12 protein-coding genes are annotated in these 17328 nt (G+C 72.4%); 4 read left to right on the forward strand and 8 right to left on the reverse strand.

The window, feature by feature from the left end; all coding sequences use genetic code 11:
- Positions 1-355: 355 nt before the first annotated feature.
- On the reverse strand, positions 356-1615 hold the full coding sequence (gene serA / locus WMF42_RS21365; RefSeq protein WP_437693918.1) for a phosphoglycerate dehydrogenase: 1260 nt from the start codon (positions 1613-1615) through the stop codon (positions 356-358).
- Positions 1616-1797: 182 nt separating this feature from the next.
- Between serA and WMF42_RS21370 the strand changes: the two genes are divergently transcribed.
- Positions 1798-2973, forward strand: a complete 1176-nt coding sequence (locus WMF42_RS21370; protein ID WP_437693920.1) for a S1C family serine protease — start codon at positions 1798-1800, stop codon at positions 2971-2973.
- Positions 2974-3033: 60 nt separating this feature from the next.
- Here WMF42_RS21370 and WMF42_RS21375 read toward each other — a convergent pair whose 3' ends face one another.
- Both WMF42_RS21375 and WMF42_RS21380 read right to left on the reverse strand, forming a co-directional pair.
- Positions 3034-4395, reverse strand: a complete 1362-nt coding sequence (locus WMF42_RS21375) for a DUF1552 domain-containing protein (protein WP_233561154.1) — start codon at positions 4393-4395, stop codon at positions 3034-3036.
- A 14-nt stretch (positions 4396-4409) separates the two neighbouring features.
- A complete protein-coding gene (locus tag WMF42_RS21380) occupies positions 4410-6140 on the reverse strand; it encodes a DUF1592 domain-containing protein (protein WP_437693922.1) in 1731 nt (576 codons plus the stop codon).
- Positions 6141-6417: 277 nt separating this feature from the next.
- On the opposite strand from WMF42_RS21380, the gene WMF42_RS21385 reads away from it, so the two are divergent.
- Both WMF42_RS21385 and WMF42_RS21390 read left to right on the forward strand, forming a co-directional pair.
- Positions 6418-7236, forward strand: coding sequence for an alpha/beta hydrolase (locus WMF42_RS21385; RefSeq protein WP_437693924.1), 819 nt, complete (start codon positions 6418-6420; stop codon positions 7234-7236).
- Between the two features lie 109 nt (positions 7237-7345).
- Positions 7346-8713 carry a sigma 54-interacting transcriptional regulator gene (locus WMF42_RS21390; protein ID WP_061606403.1) on the forward strand — a complete coding sequence of 456 codons (1368 nt, stop codon included), beginning with the start codon at positions 7346-7348 and terminating at the stop codon, positions 8711-8713.
- A gap of 79 nt (positions 8714-8792) precedes the next feature.
- Here the strand turns inward: WMF42_RS21390 and WMF42_RS21395 are convergent, their stop codons facing one another.
- The 3 genes from WMF42_RS21395 to WMF42_RS21405 form a co-directional block, all read right to left on the reverse strand.
- Positions 8793-9986, reverse strand: a complete 1194-nt coding sequence (locus tag WMF42_RS21395; protein WP_437693927.1) for an MBOAT family O-acyltransferase — start codon at positions 9984-9986, stop codon at positions 8793-8795.
- 77 nt (positions 9987-10063) lie between these two features.
- A complete protein-coding gene (locus WMF42_RS21400; RefSeq protein WP_437693929.1) occupies positions 10064-10528 on the reverse strand; it encodes a hypothetical protein in 465 nt (154 codons plus the stop codon).
- A gap of 83 nt (positions 10529-10611) precedes the next feature.
- Positions 10612-12087 (reverse strand): peptidylprolyl isomerase, encoded by a 1476-nt coding sequence (locus WMF42_RS21405; RefSeq protein ID WP_437693931.1) that lies wholly within the window; start codon positions 12085-12087, stop codon positions 10612-10614.
- 720 nt (positions 12088-12807) lie between these two features.
- On the opposite strand from WMF42_RS21405, the gene WMF42_RS21410 reads away from it, so the two are divergent.
- The gene (locus tag WMF42_RS21410) at positions 12808-14415 is read left to right on the forward strand and encodes a hypothetical protein (protein WP_437693933.1); all 1608 of its coding nucleotides are present in this window, start codon (positions 12808-12810) and stop codon (positions 14413-14415) included.
- A 55-nt stretch (positions 14416-14470) separates the two neighbouring features.
- On the opposite strand, the gene WMF42_RS21415 is transcribed toward WMF42_RS21410, so the two are convergent.
- Both WMF42_RS21415 and WMF42_RS21420 read right to left on the reverse strand, forming a co-directional pair.
- On the reverse strand, positions 14471-15850 hold the full coding sequence (locus tag WMF42_RS21415; protein ID WP_437693935.1) for a serine/threonine-protein kinase: 1380 nt from the start codon (positions 15848-15850) through the stop codon (positions 14471-14473).
- A 104-nt stretch (positions 15851-15954) separates the two neighbouring features.
- Entirely contained in the window at positions 15955-17292 is a 1338-nt protein-coding gene (locus WMF42_RS21420; protein WP_061609666.1) for a hypothetical protein, read from the reverse strand.
- Between the last annotated feature and the right edge of the window lie 36 nt (positions 17293-17328).

The raw sequence follows: 17328 nt of genomic DNA on the forward strand, positions 1-17328 counted from the left end.
TTCGCCTGTGAATCGGCATTTTCGGCGCACCATTGTTCGGCCTCGCCGAACAATGGTGCGCCTCGCGCCCCGGAAGCTCATGCCGCGGCCCGCGCACGAGCCCCGCTCCCGACGGCGCTCACCGCGCGTCAGCGACTCGCCCCCTATGCCTTCGCGACCGGATCTCGCCCCCCAAGATCGACCGCAGGCCGGGCCAAGGAGTCCTCTTATCTGGCAGCCCTCTTCAGGGGAGAAATTGAACAGGGAGGCGGGGAGACAGGGAGGATCTCGAAGATTTCCTCCCCGCCTCCTTGCCTCCCTGTGAATCTTCCGAAGAGCTCGAGGGGATTCCTCGGCAGGCCGGGCCCTCGCCGGATCAGTAAAGCACGCGCGTCCGGATGCTCGTCTCGAGCGCCCCGATACGCCGGCCCACCTCCGCCGACACGTCCTGCGACAGGTCCATGATGAGGTACCCGATGTTCGCGTCCGTCGACAGGACCTGGCTGTCGATGTTGGCGTTCACGTCCGACACGATGCGGTTCACATCGCGGAGCACGCCGGGCACGTTGCGGTGCACGTTGAGGACGCGGTGCGTCCCCTTGAGCGGCGGCAGCTCGACGTTCGGGAAGTTCACCGCCCCCGTCGTCGCCCCCGTCGTCGCGAACTGCGTCACCGCCCGCGACACCTCCCGCCCGATGGCCTCCTGCGCCTCCTCGGTCGACCCGCCGATGTGCGGCGTCAGGATCACGTTCGGCAGCTCCTGCAGCTCCGTGCGGAACCCGTCCGAGTTCGACTCCGGCTCCTCCGGGTACACGTCGATCGCCGCGCCCGCGAGGTGCCCGCTCTTCAGCGCCTCGGCCAGCGCCGGGATCACCACCACCGTCCCGCGGCTCGCGTTCAGCAGGTACGACCCCTTGCGCATGTGCGCGAGCTCGGCCGCGCCGATCATCTTGTGCGTCTCCGGCGTCGCCGGCACGTGGAGCGACACGTAGTCCGACTCCGCGAGCAGCGCCTGGAGCGTCGGCAGCGGGCGGTTGTTGCCCATCGGGAGCTTCTGGGCGATGTCGTAGTAGACGACGCGCATCCCCATCGCCTCGGCGAGCACGCCGAGCTGCTGGCCGATGTGGCCGTAGCCGATCAGGCCGATCGTCTTGCCGCGGATCTCGTAGCAGGCCTTCGAGACCTTCTTCCAGGTGCCGGCGTGCACCTCGCGCGACCGGTCGCCGAGCTGCCGGGCCAGCATGACGCACTCGGCGATGATCATCTCGGCGACGCTGCGCGTGTTGCTGAACGGCGCGTTGAACACCGGCACCCCGCGCCGGTTCGCCGCGTCGAGGTCGACCTGGTTCGTGCCGATGCAGAAGCAGCCGATGGCGAGCAGCTTGTCGGCCTTCTCCAGGACGCGCGCCGTCACGTGCGTCTTGCTCCGGATGCCGACGACATCGACCCCCGCGAGCGCGGCGATGAGATCGTCCTCCTTCAGCGCGGAGCTCCGCGTCTCGATCTCGAACGACCGAGACCGAAAGAGCTCGTGTGCGCTCTGGTGGATGTTCTCCAGAAGGAGCACCTTGACGGGCTCCTTCACGGCCGGGGGGGTGGTCTGAAATTTCGTTGAAGAGGAGGTCATGGGCTTCATCCGTCAGGGCCACCTCTACCGCAACTTCGCCCGTTTGCATCTCGGATCCGATCCGGCGCCACCGCGATCGGCCGCCGTCCACGCTCCCGCGCATCCGTTGCGCGCGGCAGACTGCCGCGCCGCCTGGACCGTCGGGCGCCGCAAAGGAGACGGCCCGCCGATCGCAGGCTAGATTGGGCCGCATGCGCCACCGCGAACACGCTCGACTCCCAGCCTTGATCGCCGTCGCCGCGCTCGCCGCTGCCCTCGTCGCCCCGGGATGCAAGGAGAGGCCCACCCCCGGCGGCCCCCAGTCGCCGAGCGCGACGAAGGTCCCGGAGGCGCCCCCGACGCCCTCGACGATCGACGTGCTGCCGCCCCCCGTCCCGCCGCCCTCGAAGGGCGCGCTCATCGAGGACGAGCGCAACACGATCTCCGTGTTCCGCGAGGTCGCCCCCGCGACGGTGTTCGTGACGCAGAAGCGCCTCGTGGTGGACCGCTTCTGGGGGACCGCCGTCGAGGTGCCCGCCGGCTCCGGCTCGGGCTTCGTCTGGGACGCCGACGGGCACATCGTCACCAACTTCCACGTCGTGGACAACGCCCAGTCGCTCGTCGTCCGGCTCGAGGGGGAGAAGACGTTCCCGGCGCGGGTCGTCGGCGTCGAGCCGCGCAAGGACATCGCGGTGCTCAAGATCGACGCGCCGAAGGAGATGCTCAAGCCGATCCAGATCGCGCCGCTGCGCGAGCCGCTGGAGGTCGGGCAGAAGGCGATCGCGATCGGCAACCCGTACGGCCTCGATCACACGCTGACCACGGGGATCATCAGCGCGCTCGGGCGCCAGGTCGAGGGCGCGGGCGGCGTGACCATCCGCGACATGATCCAGACCGACGCCGCCATCAACCCCGGCAACTCCGGCGGCCCGCTGCTCGACTCGAGCGGGCACCTCATCGGCATGAACACGATGATCTTCTCGAAGAGCGGCGCGTCCGCCGGCATCGGCTTCGCCGTGCCCTCGACGACGATCGCGCGGATCGTCCCGCAGATCATCAGGACAGGGAAGGCCGAGCAGGTCGGCCTGGGCATCCAGCTCGACCCGGCCCACCGCCTCGAGCGCCGCAACGGCATCCGCGGCGTCATCGTGATGGGCGTCGTCCCCGGCGGCCCCGCCGACAAGGCCGGCCTGCGCGGCCTCTCCGAGGGCGACCGCGGGCTCGTGCTGGGCGACGTGATCGTCGGCATCGACGGCACGCCGGTCCCCGACTACGACGCGCTCTACAACGCGCTCGACAGCAAGAAGCCTGGCGAGAAGGTGAAGGTCGACCTGCTCCGCAACGGCCAGAAGACCACTGTCGAGGTCGCCGTCGAGCTCCTCTCCTGAGCGGCGGAGCCCGCGCGCGCCGTCGGCCCTGGCCCAGCGGGGCGCGGGCCGACGACGCGCTCAGGCCTTGAGGATCGCGTCGACCAGGCCGCCCTCCAGGCTCTCGTCGCCGAAGTCGTCGAGCGGGCCGCCCTGGCCGTTGGTGCAGCCGATGGCCGCGCCGATCGTGTTGAGCAGCTTGTTGTTGGTGATGTTCACGTCGACGAACTGGCCCGTCTTCAGGGCGCCGGCGGCGCCGCCGGCGAGGATGTACGGGACCTTCCGGTACGAGTGGTACTTGTCGCCGAGATCGTTGAGCCACACGGCCACGCCGTGGTCGAGGAGCGTCCCCGAGCCGAGGTCGTAGGCCGCGAGCCGGTCGAGCAGGTGCTTGAAGATCCGCGCGTGGATCCTGTCGATCTGGTGGTGCAGCTCCTGGGCGCCCTCGATCGGCGGGCCCTCGGAGCCGTCGCTGTCGATGCGGTGCGAGATCTTGTGGAAGCTCTTCTGCCGCACGCCGCCGATCGTGTACTCGGTGCCGTCGTTGCCGTCGCCCACCTGGAGCGTCGCCGCGCGCGTGACGCCGCACGCCATCGCGAGCGCGATGATGTCCATCTGCATGCGGGCGACGGCCTCCACGTTGTCGTTGCTGCCCGCCTTCGGGGAGATCGCCTCCATCTCGGCGACCCGCTCCGCCGGGAGCTCGCACGCGAGCGAGGCCTCCAGGTCGCGGATGCTGTCGAAGTGGAGCTCCAGCCGCGCGCGATCGCTCTTGCTGAGGTCGCTCCGGCCCATCAGCGCCTTCATCTCCCCGCGGACCAGGTCGTTCACGCTGGCGCGGCGCGCGGCGAGCGCCTTCATCGCCTCGGCGTCCGTCTGGACGAGCCCGAAGAGCTTCTGGTACGCGTTGAACGGGTTGCGCTCGGCGGCGCGGAGCTGCATCGGCCCGCGGTACGAGAGCACCTCGTTGATGTAGCCGGCCATCCTGCCCGCGTAGAGCGTCAGCGGCTCGACGCCCGGCGGGTTGAGCTCGCTCGCGATGCGGTTGTCGATCGACTCGCCCATCGCGAGCGACTCGTTGCCCGACGGGTCCTCCGACACGCGCGCCGCCGTGAGGCACTGGTTGCCGCCGCCGGAGTGGCCGCACCCGTTGCCCTGGAACGCGAACTTGACGCCGCGCACCAGGATCAGCTTGCTCGCGTGATCCTTGAGCTCGCTCACCGCGCGGTCGCTGTCCCGCGCCATCGACTCGGCGGACACCGGGCCGACCTCCCTGGGCCAGAACATCTCGGGCTCGTCGCCGACCTCCTGCGCCACGCCGTTCGCCTGGCGCATGAAGATCGCGAAGGGCGGCACGTCGCCCGTGCCGGCCGCGGCGCGCCGCGGCGCGAAGGTCTCCAGGAACGGGAGCGCGACAGTGACGCCAAACAGGCCTCGAAGCACACGTCGTCGGGTGATCATTGCGCCTCCGCGGGGACACGAGCGAGGAAGGGAGTGGAGGAGACGATCCGGAGGATGAGCTCCCGGGTCGAGGCGCCGCCGCGCGACGCCTCGCCGAGCTCCTTGATGAACGCCTTGTCCTTCACGCGCGCGTCGCGGCCCTGGGCGAACTCGACCCAGTGCTTCGCGTAGCACGCGTGCGCCTCGCTGCTCTCGGCGAGGAGCTGGCTGAACTCGACGGCATCCGCGTAGGTCCGCGGCTCGCCGCCGAGCCTGTAGGTGTCCGCGGCGTTGACCGGCGTCCCGTTGTCGGTCGTCCGGTGCTTGCCGATCGCGTCGTACTGCTCGAACGCGAACCCGGCAGGGTTGATGAGCGTGGCGTGGCACGCCTCGCCGCACGTCCCCTTGCCCGTGTGCGCCTCGACGCGCTCGCGGTTGGTCGCCTTCTCGTCCGGCGGCAGCCCGGTCACGTTGTCGGGCGGCGACGGCAGCGCGACGCAGAGGATCCTGAGGTTCACGAAGACGCCGCGGTGGATGGAGTCGGGCTGCCGCGCCGTCGCCTTGGACGCGAGGAAGCCGAGCCGCGTGAGGAGCCCCGAGCGCTCGGCCGCGTCGAGCTCCACCCGCTTGAATTCGTCCGCGAAATTGCCGTCGACGCCGTAGACCGCCGCGAGCTGGCCGTTCACGAACGCTGTGCGCGAGGTGAGCAGGTCGGTGAGCCCGCCCTCCTCGTCGAACACGACGTGATCCACGAAGAGCTCCGCCTCGCGCTGCAGGGCGTCGCCCATCTCGGGGACGAACTCGGGGAAGAGCGCCTGGTCCTTGTTGAGGTCGTGGTACATCTCGTAGTCGTAGAGCTGGCGGTGGAACGCGCCGACGACCTCGCGGGCCCGCGGGTCCTCCAGCATGCGCTCCGCGTACGCGCGGACGCCCTCCGGGGTCGCGAGCTCGCCCGCCTTCGCCGCGGCCAGGAGCTCGTCGGAGGGCATCGTGTTCCAGAAGAGGAACGCGAGCTTCGTCGCGATCTCGTAGGCGCTCAGCGGGATGAGCCCGCCCTTCGCCGGCCCCGCGCCGAGCTCGACGCGGTAGACGAAATGGGGCGACTGCAGAAACGCCTCGAGCGCCGCGCGCACGCCCGCGGCGAACGGCTCCTCTCCCTCGTAGAGCTCCTTGCCCCGGCTGAACAGCGCGAGGTACTGGCCCCGCTCCTCGGCCGTGAGCGGGCGGCGGAACGCCCGCTCGCCGAACCGCTCGATGAACGCCTGCGCCCGCGCCTCCGGCTCGGCCGGCAGATCTGCGGGGAGGAGCCGGCCGAGCTTGCCCTCGTCGTCGACCACCATGGCCGCGAGCTCCTCGGCCGCCCGCTGGTAATCGCCCCAGAGACCCGGCGTCACCTGGAGCGCAGCCTCGTTGTTGTCGAACACGCCGCCGAGCGGATCGGTGGTGAACGAGGCCGAGAGGCCGGGCCTGTCGTCGAGGCGCAGGAGGTCGCGCACTGTGTTCTCCCACTGCGCGTGGCTCAGCCGCGGGAACATGCTGCGCTCGGCGACCTGCGCCTCTGCCGCGCCGCCCGTCGAGCCGCCCGTCGAGCCGCCCGTCGAGCCGCCCGGCACGCGGCCGCCGCCCTCGTCCCCCTCCCCCACGGAGCCCGTACACCCCGAGAGCAAGAGCGCAGCGACGCTCACCCCCGCGCCGAGCGCCCGCCGCCATCGCGGGGAGCTGGTCAATCGATAAGCCAGTGAGTTCATCGAATTCTCCCGATAAGCAGCTCGATCAAGTTATGTTGGAAGCACTCTTTACTAACAACCCCAAACTACCCTATTTCTGCGCCGAGGCCTGGCGATCGCCCTGAAGCAGACAAATCCAACAGCGCCAGATTCGCTCTCTCGCGCGGGTGATCTCCGGTGAACACCGGAGTTCGCAGGAGATCTCGATGGCTCGCTGCTCCTGCCGAGGCGGGGCGGCGTCGCCTCCGGGGTAAGTTCGCCGTTGCTGCCGCGCCGCGGATTCAGCACCCTCACCTCCATGCGCCCCTCTCACCGCCGCCGCCGCGCCGCCTGGTTCGCGCTCGCGTTGCTCGCCGCGCTCGCCGCGTGCGAGCGGCGGGCAGCGCCGTCCGGGGGCGGCGTCGGGGCGGGCACAGGGTCGCAGGCGCCTCCCGCCGCGCCTGCCGCGAGCACGACGGCCCCCGCCGCCGCGGTCGAGTACCTCGAGGAGATCACCGGTGGCGCGGACCGGAGCGAGGCGCTCCCGCTCGTCGTCGCGATTCACGGGCTCGGCGACAGGCCCGAGTCGTTCGCGGGGCTGCTCTCGGGCGCCGACTTCAAGGCGCGCCTCATCGTGCCGCGCGGGCTCACGCCGTACAATGACGGCTATTCGTGGTTTCCTCTCCAGCGGGCGCTCGGGAGCGACGATGTGGGACAGGGTATCTTGCGCGCGGCCGGCGCGCTCGCGGCGACGATCGAGCGGATCGCCGCCGAGCGGCCGACGCGCGGCAAGGCCGTCGTGACAGGCTTTTCCCAGGGCGGCGCGCTCAGCTTCGCGCTCGCGCTGCGCCACCCGCGCGTCGTCGGCGCGGCGTTCCCCGTGAGCGGCTGGGTCCCCGCCGCGGTGCTGCCCGCCGGGAGCGCGGCGGATCCGGCGACGCCCGCGCTCGTGGCGCTGCACGGCGACGCCGACCGGCGGGTGCCGTTCGGCCCGACCCGCGACGCGATCGCGGCGCTGAGCGGGCTCGGGGTCAAGGCGAGCCTGCAGAGCTACCCGGACGTCGGCCACACGGTGAGCGCCGAGATGCGGCGCGACCTCGTGCGGCTCATCCGCGGCGCGATCGACGACATGCGCTGAGGGCCGTCGTCGTTCGCGCCCGCTGTCGCCGGGCCGATCGGGTCCTTCTGAGCGGGACCGCGCCGCGGCCGCCTCGATGGGCGGGACGTCGCCGTAGTATCGTGTCGCCATGGCGAGCGAACCTCCGAAGAGAGCCGCGGGCGGCGCGGACACGCTGACCCACCCGGGCGCGCGCCTGGACGACAGCGCGGGCATGGTCCGCCGCTTCCGCGTCGAGCTCGTGGAGGGGCCGGCCAGGGGCGCCGTCTGGGACTCCTCCGCCGATCGGTGCTCGATCGGGTCGGGCGAGGGCAACGATCTCTTGGTCGCCGACGCCACGGTGTCCAGGTTCCACTGCGAGATCCGCATCGAGGCGGGCGGCGCGCGCGTCCGCGACCTCCGGAGCCACAACGGCACCGTTGTCGACGGCGTGCACGTGATCGAGGCCCTCCTGCGCACCGGGAGCCTCATCCGGCTCGGCAAGACGGTGGCGCGCTTCGAGTTCGGGACGGAGCACAACCGCCTCCCGCTCTGGGAGGAGGCGCGGTTCGGCGCGCTCTCGGGCGCGTCGGCGGCGATGCGGGCGGTGTTCGCGATGCTGGCGCGGGCCGCGGAGCGCGACGTGACAGTGCTGCTCGAGGGCGAGACGGGCACCGGCAAGAGCCAGGCGGCGCGCTCGGTGCACGAGCGGAGCGCGCGGCGGGACAGGCCGTTCGTTGTCGTCGACTGCGGGGCGATCCACGGCAACCTCATCGAGAGCGAGCTCTTCGGGCACGCCAAGGGCGCGTTCACGGGCGCGGGCGAGCAGCGGATCGGCGCCTTCGAGGAGGCGTCGGGCGGGACGATCTTCCTCGACGAGATCGGCGAGCTGCCGCTCGACCTCCAGCCGAAGCTCCTGCGGGCGCTCGAGGCGCGCGAGATCCGCCGCGTCGGGACCAACACGCCGCGGCCCGTCGACGTGCGCGTCATCGCCGCCACGCACAGGGACCTGCGCGCCGAGGTCAACGCGGGCCGCTTCCGGGCCGATCTCTACTTCCGGATCGCTGTCGTGCGCATCCCGATGCCGCCGCTGCGGCAGCGGCCGGAGGACATCCCGGCGCTGCTCGACGATCTGCTCGCCGCGCTCCACGCGACGCCGGAGGAGGCCGCGGCGCTGCGGGAGCCGCAGGTCATCGCCCGGATGAAGCGCGCGGCGTGGCCGGGCAACGTGCGCGAGCTGAGGAACTACGTGGAGCAATACCTCGTGTTCCGCGCGCCGCCGCCCATGGGCGATCAGGCGCCGCCGAGCGCGCCGGCGGCGATCGACGTCGGCGTGCCCTACGCCGAGGCGCGCGACCGGGTGCTCGCGGACTTCGAGCGCCGCTACTTCGAGGCGCTCCTCCGGGCCCATGACGGGAAGGTCTCGCGGGCCGCGGCCGCCGCGGGGCTGGATCGGCGGTACCTGTACCGCCTGCTGCACCGCCACGGCCTCGGGCCGGAGCGCGAGCCCCACGGGTAGCTCCGGGACAGGGGACCGCAGCGGGCTCACGACGAGCGCGGCGCCGTGCCCCACGGCGCTCGCGCGCCGGCGCGATCGGTCACCTGGCAGATGCCGAGGCGCCGGCGAGCGCCGGATAGAGCCAGAGGAGCATCACGAGGGAGAATTGAAGGAAGAGGAGCCGCGACGCCTCGCGCGAGGCGGCCGAGCCCGTCCCGCGGCCGGGGCGCGCCCGCCACGCGCGCGCCGCGCGGTCCCACGCGACGAGCGCGCAGCCATGCACGCCGAAGGCGGCCACCACCGTCCACGGCATCTGGCCGTGAATCAGCAGCTGCACCCCGGCGTGGAGGACGCCGCACAGGCCGAACGCGGCGAGCACGGCGATCGCATCGGCGACAGGCACCGGCACGCGCCGCCCGAGCGAACGCACGCAGGGAATGTAGGCGTAGCGCCGGAGCCACTGGCCGAGGTGGACGTTCCAGCGGCGCCAGAAGTCACGAGGGCTCGTGGCGGCCAGGGGGAACACGTATCGCTCGCCGACGCGAAACCCGAGCATCGACAGGAGCGCGATCTGGATGCTCGCGACCCCCGAGTGACCGGCATAGAACGAGAGCGCCATGATCCCGGCGATCGCCATGGCGCGCGCGTACAGGGGCGCTTCGACAGCGAGCCCGCGCGGGCCGGAGAGGAGCGGCGCCGCGGCGAGGGCGAGCGCCACGCTGGCCGCGACGGCGGCGACGCCGAGCGCGAGGCGCGCCGCGTCGCGGCGCCTGAGCCCCGGCGCCGCGACGCGGCGCGCGCGCTGCGAGAGCACAAGCGTCGGATCGACGAGGAGGAAGAACAGGCTGTCGCGGAGGGGCGTTCGGGGGTCCCCGTCGCGCACGAGGCTGTAGATCGAGAACATCCCGTCGACGCCCGCCAGCACCACGGCGGCCCGCGCGGGCCCGGTCAGGAGCGCCGCAGGGGCGGCGAGCCACACGGCGGCGACGAGGATCAGGGCGGCCGGGGCGGGCACGCGCCGCCACGCCCCGGCGCGCACGAGCGCGGCGACGAGGGCCGCGGCGAGGACCCAGTACCCGAGCGCAGCGCAGAGGACGGCGAGCCGCTCGATGTGCACGGGGGCGAGGCGGCCTACCCAGGCGGCGAGCGCCGCATAGAGCAGCAGCACCACCGCCCGGTCGCCCGCGCTCACGCCCTTCGAGACGAGCGCGACAGCGGCGGCTGGCAGCGCGCGGAGCAGGAGCACCGCCATGGCGGTCGTGGCGACGCCGAGTCCGTCGATCCCGTGCAGCATCGTGGTCCCTCAGGAGCGGCCGGCAGTGCCCGCGCGGCGCGACGCCGCACGAGCGCTGCCCGGGGCGCGCCTCCGGCTCAGTTGAAGGCGCAGATCTGGTCGAAAGGACAGAGCTCGTCAGGGAAATGGATGCTCGTGTCGGCGCGCACGGGGGACATCGACGGCGGGCAGAAGACAGTGCGAGAGCCGGTCTCGTGGAGCTCGATGAGCTCCGACGTCGTGCTTCCCGAGCACGCGATGCTGCCGTAGACTGTATGGAACGAGCTCCCTACCTCGGTGGCCTCCACCGTCAGCCCACCGCCGTTGCCCGCCGTCGTGCGGCGGGTCCGGTACGACGTTCGAGCCCCGTTGATGTCCGTCGCCGAGCGGCCCTGCCACGCCGTGCCGGTGATCCCGAGCGCATAGGCGGTGTTGCACGACGCGCAGCCGAACTGCCGCTTGCAGTCGCTGTCGATGGTGCAGGTTGCCTCTGCGTTCGACGAGACGAGCGCCCCGGCGAGGGCGACGGCGCCGAGGGCGCCAATGACCAGCTTCTTCAACATGGATCCAGCTCTCCTTTCTGAACGAGACAGCGTGTCCTCTCGCGGGCGGAGCCCGCGCTGCGAGGGGCGGCCGAGCCGCCGCCTCACATCCTGGTGATCGCCTCGAACCATCGCTCCCGCGCCGCGATGAGCTCTGCGTAGCGACGGCTCCCGAGCACGAGCGCGGCCTCCCGCTCCGCCGCCTCGATGAGCGCGCCGCGCTCCTCCGGAGCGCAGCGCTCGAGGGTGGACGAGAGCGACGCGAGGATCGCCGCGAGCTGCGCCCGCTCCTCCTCCGCGAGCTGCATCACGTCCGTGATGTGCCGCTCGAACTGGCGCGAGAACAGCGCGAGGCGCGGCCCGTCGAGCTTCTGGACGTAGTCGGCCATCTGCCAGGGGCTCGAGTCGGGGAACCGGGTCGTCGTCGGCGCGCGCCGCGGATCCTCGTCGCGCAGCGCGTGGCGCGCCGGGTCCTCGCGCCGGACGAGGACGGGGCCGAGGAACGTCTCCACAGGGGCCGCGCTGGCCTCGCCGATCCGGAGCCGGCGCACGGCCTGCTCGATCTCGGGGAGCATCCTCCCCTGCGTCCAGACAGCGGGGGGCCCGCCGCACAGCCAAGCGTCGCAGTGAGCGCGCGCGAGCTCCTCGAACTTGCCAGCCGCTCCGCCGGCCTCCAGCGCGAGCTCCTCGGCGAGCCGCCGCGCGTCCTCCGCCGTGCGCTCGGCTGGGCGCGAGAGGAAGCGCGGCGAGACCCCCTGATGGCCGATGACGATCGTGGAGGCGGCGAGCTCCTCCCGCTCCACGCGACCGCTGCGCCGCAGCACCTGGAACCCCCACCGGGTGTCGATGACAGGGGTGACGGCGCCCTCCGCGGCCTGCCCGAGCACGCTCATGAGGAGCGGCTCGGCGCCGAGCTCGTGGGTCGACCAGGCGCCCATGTCGCCTCCTCCGGCCACGTCGAGCGCGTCCGAGGTGCGCTGCACGAGCTCGTCGAAGGAGGCGGGCGCCGCGGCGGCCAGCGCGCGCGCCTCTTCGGCGAGGCGGAGCGCCTCTCCCCTCGTCCGATCGCCTCGCCCAGGCCGGAGCCCCTCCGCCTGGACGCCCCGGTAGCCGATGAGGATGCGCTGGGCCGACAGCCGGCTGGGCCGCTCCGGGGCGGCCTTCCGCAGGAGGACATGAAACCCGAGCTCGGTCTCGACGACGCGCGAGATCTCGCCCGGCCTGAGCGCCGCGATGGCGTCGACGATCGGCGGCGACAGCCGCATCACGCGGAAGAGCCCGAGCTCGCCGCCGTGGGGCGCCGAGGCCTCGTCGTCCGAGGTACGGCGGGCGAGCTCGCCGAATCGATCGGGCCTGTCCGCGAGCTGCTCCAGGACCTCCTGCGCGATGCGGAGCGCCTCGGCGCGCGTCCTGCTCACCTGCCGCACCGGCATCCACAACGTCGTCCGCGAGGGCTTGTCGGAGGGAACGGCAATCAGGATGTGGGCCGCCGAGGCGACGACGCGATCGAGCTTCTCCGGCTCACGCCAGAAGAGCCCGCGCGGGTAGCCGAGCGCCGCGCTGTGAGGCGCGCCTCGCACCGGCGCAGGCGCTGTGTCCTTCTGCGAGCAGGCCGCGAGCAGAAGGCAAAGGAAGACAGCTATCAGAGCGCCCCGCGCGCACGGGCCGCCATGCTCACGCCTCGACATGAACGCACCTCGATTGGAAGGATGGGAGACCAGCACGGACGCGGGCGACCTCGGGTGAGCCCGCGCCCCTGCCGCTGCGGCGCGCTGCCGCGTGCAGGCCGCCGCGTTGTCGGGGCAGCGGTCGCCGCACGTCGTGCACGCCGGATCGCAGGAGCAACGCATCGGGTTCATCGCGCTTTCATCGCGTTCTCATCGCGTCTTCATCGCGCCTTCATCGCGCCTTCATCGCGCCTTCATCGCGTTCAGCACGACTTGTGCCGCCTCCGCGGCCGCTCGGCTTTGTGCGGTCGAGGCCCGCCGCGAGGAGCGGAGCCGCCCCGTTCCGAGGACGTGTCGCCCGCCAGGCGACAAGCGCGTTCGGCGACTGCGACGCGGAGGCGACAGCGGCCCGCAGCCTGCCACGGAGACGACGCGGCGTGGGACCGGCGCTCGCCGCGCTCCCTCTCGCGCCCAGCCGAGCGCACGGCGGGAAGCTCGTGCGGCGGCTCGGGTGCTGAAGGTGTTCTGAAGGCGCGCTGAGATGCGGTGCGGCCAGGGGAGCGAACGCCGTGCGCAATTCTGCTCTTCATGAAATCCTTGTGATGCGAGGTATCCGAGCTGTAGCTTGACGAGATGTCCCTACGAACCCTGCGGGTCGTCTCGTCTCTTGTTCTTGCCACCTGGCCCGCGGCCTGCGTGGGAGAGTCGAGCTCGACGGCGAGCGGCGGCTCCGGGGGGACGAGCAGCACCAGCAGCGGTGGCCCTGGAGGGACGAGCAGCGCGAGCAGCGGCAGCGCCGGAGGGACGAGCAGCACCAGCAGCAGCGGCACCGGCGGGGGGGCCAGCAGCGCGAGCAGCGGCAGCGCCGGAGGGGCGAGCGCGGGCGGCGGCGGCGCGGGCGGCGGCGGCGCGGGCGGCGGCGGCGCGGGCGGCGGCGCGGGCGGCGGCGGCGGCGCGGGCGGCGGCGGCGCGGGCGGCGATCCTGGCCCGGGCGCGTGCGGCGTCACCCGAGATCGTATCCGCATCACCGAGATCGACGTCGGGATCCCCGTGATCAACAACGAGGACGAGGCCGCGCTGATGCCGCTCGTCATCTCGCCGCTGCCGTCCCGCGGCGCGCGCCTCGCCTGGATGGGCGACGACGACCAGGTCCACGTCATCCAGCTCGACCGCGACGATCAGGTGGCGGGCCCCCCGATCGGCCTGCCCGCAAACGACTTCTCCGATCTGCACGCCGACGACGACGGCGGGGTCTTGCTGCTGACCCGCGATGCGGAGGGCGGCGGAACGTTGAATTGCGGCGCGCCGGCGAACCTCTGCGGCACGCCTCCGTCACCCCCGATTCCCTGTCACGACATGTACATGGTGCGCTTCGACGGCGCGAGCGAGACCTGGGCGACCAAGCTCACCAGCTCGAGCGCCGCGCTGCCGCCCTACTCGACAGGCCCCACCGGGCCCAACGTGACCATGATCTGGTGGTACGCTCACCACGGCCGCATCGCCTTCGACGGCGCGCGCTACGCGGGTTACTTCGGCGCCGCGCTCAGCGTCTCGCAAGGGGGCTGTATCAACATCCACCAGGGAGATCGCATGAAGGTGGTCGACGCGGCCGGGGCGCTTCGGAGCGACGGCTTCGACTGGGGCTGCAGCCACAGCGGCTACGAGCGCATCCTCTGGGACGAGCGCGCGGGCAAATTCGTGACGGTGTGCAAGACAGACAACAACAACCGCATCGCGCTCGCGCCCAGCTACACGACCATCTATCCTGTCGATCTCGCGTACTCGAACCTGGGAAACCTCGTGACCGCCGTCGGCGGCGGCACCTGGCTCACGGCCAGCAACATCCGGCCGGGCCAGCCGGCGGGCGCGAACGGGCTCGCGGACGTGCGGCTGCTCCACTTCACGGGCGGCGCCGCCGACCAGGACCTCACGATCGCCAGCGACGCGGGCCTGAACCACCGCGCGCCTCACCTGGCGGCCTACGGCGGCTCCCGCATGATCGCCGCCTGGGAGAGCACCACGGCCGCGGGCGACATCGCCCGCAACGACCCGGCGCGCGCGCTGTACGTGCAGACCCGCGACCGCGCGACGGGCGAGGCCGAAGGCGAGCCGCTGAAGGTCGACGTGCTCGGCAATCGCTACCAGGACCTCGTCGCGTTCCCCGACGGGAGCGCGGCCTTCGTCGCGCCCGGCAGCACGAGGACCAGGATCAAGGTGCTGCGTATCCTGCCCTGCGCGTAGGAGGCGACAGCGCTCATCGCTCGTCGCTCATCGCTCGTCGGTCATCGCTCGTCGCTCATCGCTCGTCGGTTCCGGCGCGCGCCGCGGGCGTGATCACGAGGCCGCTCCGGGAGCACCCCGCTGTCCACTCGTCGAGGCGCAGCAGCTCCCCGCCCTGGAACCGCTGCTGTCCTCTCGCGCCCTGGACCCGCGCGGGCGCGGCGTGCAGCACCAGCGCGACCTGGACCGCCGGGCTCGGCGAGGGCCGCGCGGCGATGGTCGCCTCGAGCGCGCGCGCCGCGCGGACGAGCCGGGCCCGGGCGGCGCGGCCGCCCTCCGGATCGCCGGGGAGCGTCGTCGCGCCGACAAGCACGCCGCCGCCGTCGACGACCGTGACGAGCCCCGCGTCGGCCGCGGCGCGCCGGGCCAGCGCGAGCACCGCCTCGGCGTCGTCGAAGGCCGCCGCGTCGAGCTCGTCCCCCGCGTCGAGGCTCACGCCCACGTGCAGCGCCGCGGCGTCGCTCACGGCGGCCTCGTCCCGCGCCGCGAGCGGCGCCGCGCGGAGGTCGGCGAGGAGCGCGTCCACGCCCGGGTAGCGCGCGTCCGGCGACTTCTGGAGGCAGCGCGCGAGCGCGGCGTCGACGGCCGGCGGCACGGCCACGAGATCGCCCGCCCGCGGCGGTGGCGCGAAGAGCTGGAGCTCCTCGAGCTCGATCAGGTTGTCCGCCTGGAACGCGGGCTGCCCGGTGAGCAGCTCGTACAGCAGCAGGCCGAGCGCGTAGACGTCGGTCCGCGCGTCCACGGGGCGGCCGGCGATCTGCTCGGGCGCCATGCTGCCCGGCGTCCCGAGCACGCTGCTCTGCGTGAAGATCGGCCCACGGTCGAGCCGCTCGGGCTCGAGCAGCTTGGCGATCCCGAAGTCGACGAGCCGCGTCGTGAACCACCCGCCCCGCGGGATCGCCATGATGTTCTGCGCCTTGACGTCGCGGTGGACGATCCCGAGCGCGTGCGCGGCGGAGAGCGCGCCGCCGACCTCCTCGACGACGGCGAGCGCCTCCGCGGCCGAGAGCGCGCCGCGGGCGCGGAGCTCGTGCCGGAGCGTCCGGCCCTCGAGCCACTCCATCGCGATGTAGGGCCTGCCGTCGGGCAGGTCCCCCGCGCCGAGGATCTCGACGATGTGCGGGTGGGCGAGGCGGCGCAGGGCCGCTGCCTCCTGCTGGAATCGCTCGAGGATCCGCGACCTTGCGGCGAGGCGCCGCCGGAGGACCTTGAGCGCGGCCGGGCGCCCCGTCCCGAGCTGCTCGGCCAGGTAGACGACCGCGAAGCCGCCGTGGCTCCGCGCCTCCTCGACGAGGAAGTCGCCGGCGAGGGTGCCGGGGGCGAGGTCGTCGGAGGCGCTCGGGTCCTCGTCGGCGAGGGTGCCGGTGAGGTCGTGAGGCTTCGTTGTCGCCGCCATGCTGCGACGAGATCGCCCGAGCTCGCGGCGGAACGCAAGCGCGCGATGGCGCGGGCAGGCTCGCGCTCCGGGGGTCCCGCGCCGCGAGGGGGCGGCGCTCGAGGCTAGCGGGAGACGCGGACGGCGGGCGTGGCCGCTTCCGTGAGCGGCCTTGAGACGGGATAGCGCTCCTCCTGGAACGACCCGCTCACGATCGAGCACGCGGCCGGGAAGAGATCGCATCTGTCCTCGAAGGACAGGACAGGAGGAGCCCAGTCGCCGAGCGTCGGCGCGAGATCCTCGTCCCCCAGCGCACAGACGGCGGGATTGATCCGGCAGTCCTCCTCCAGGAACACGGTGATGGGGTTCTTCCACACGCCGAACCCGCAGTCGCCGTAAAATTTCCGGCCCGTCAGCGGGTCGCTGATCTCCTGCTGGCATACGTCCGCTGGCCCCATCCGCGCCTCGTCGCCGCTCGGGTAGTCACCGCATGCGCCTACATGCCTGGCCAGGCAGCCTTCCGCTGTCTCGCCATAGGGATTGACGCAGGCGCGTTCGCTCGCGTAACGAACGAAATCGAAGAACACGGCGGAGTGATCGGAGGGGTGACAGAAAAAGGCGGCTTCATAGACGAATTCCACCTTGTCGAGCGCCGGCCGCGCGATCTCGTACCCCTTTTCCTTGTCGAGGCGCACCTCCGCCCGCTCGTTCAGCTGCTCGGGGTCCAGCAGGTTGCCGAAGAACGCGCCCTCCCGCACCGGGAAGCGCGCGGCCTCCTCCAGCGCCTCCGGGCTCGGCGCGGCCACATCCGAGCCCTCCGGCGCGAGCGCCTGCCATATCATCGAGATGTCGACGGTCGCGCCGAACGCGTTGTTCCTCGCGAGCAGGCAGGCAGAGACGAGCTCCTGACACGCCTCGGAAGGCTTGTCGGTGTGCCAGTCGGGGCAGAGCCCGGCGCTCCCATGCCACATGATCACGTCCTTTCTCGGCGCGCGCACGCCGTACTCGAGCGACGTCCACGAGGAGCCGCCAGCGAAGATCCCCGAGGCGCCCGCCGCGTCGGCGAGGGCCGAGCGTTCCTCCGGCGTCGGAGACCACGAGACGCTCTGGTCGCTCGCGAGCGCGCACTCCACCAGGGCCTGCATCACCTCGCGCGCATACGGATCGAGCAGGGCCTCGTGGAGCGTGCCCTGCCTGAACGACGCGGTCGCCAGGGGGCTCTCGATGAGCGCCTCGAGGCTGTCCCGGTTCGTTGTGAGCAGGTTGCCGCCCAGGATCTCGAGCGGGAGGTGGTTGCCGAACACCATCATCCGCACGGTCGCCGGGGTGCTCAGGAGCGACCCATCGACGGGGCCGAGATCGGCGGCGCTGACGTCGGCGCCGGTGTGCGCGAGCGCGAGGCTCGCCGCGAGGGACAGGGCGGAGGACGCAGTGAGGGCGAGAGCAGCGGTTTGTCGGTTCATCGTTGCGCCTTTCACGAGGAGGAGCCGGGGCGATCC

Origin of the sequence: Sorangium sp. So ce176 (genome assembly GCF_051519835.1) — a bacterium.
GTDB classification, from domain to species: Bacteria; Myxococcota_A; Polyangia; order Polyangiales; family Polyangiaceae; genus Sorangium; species Sorangium cellulosum_G.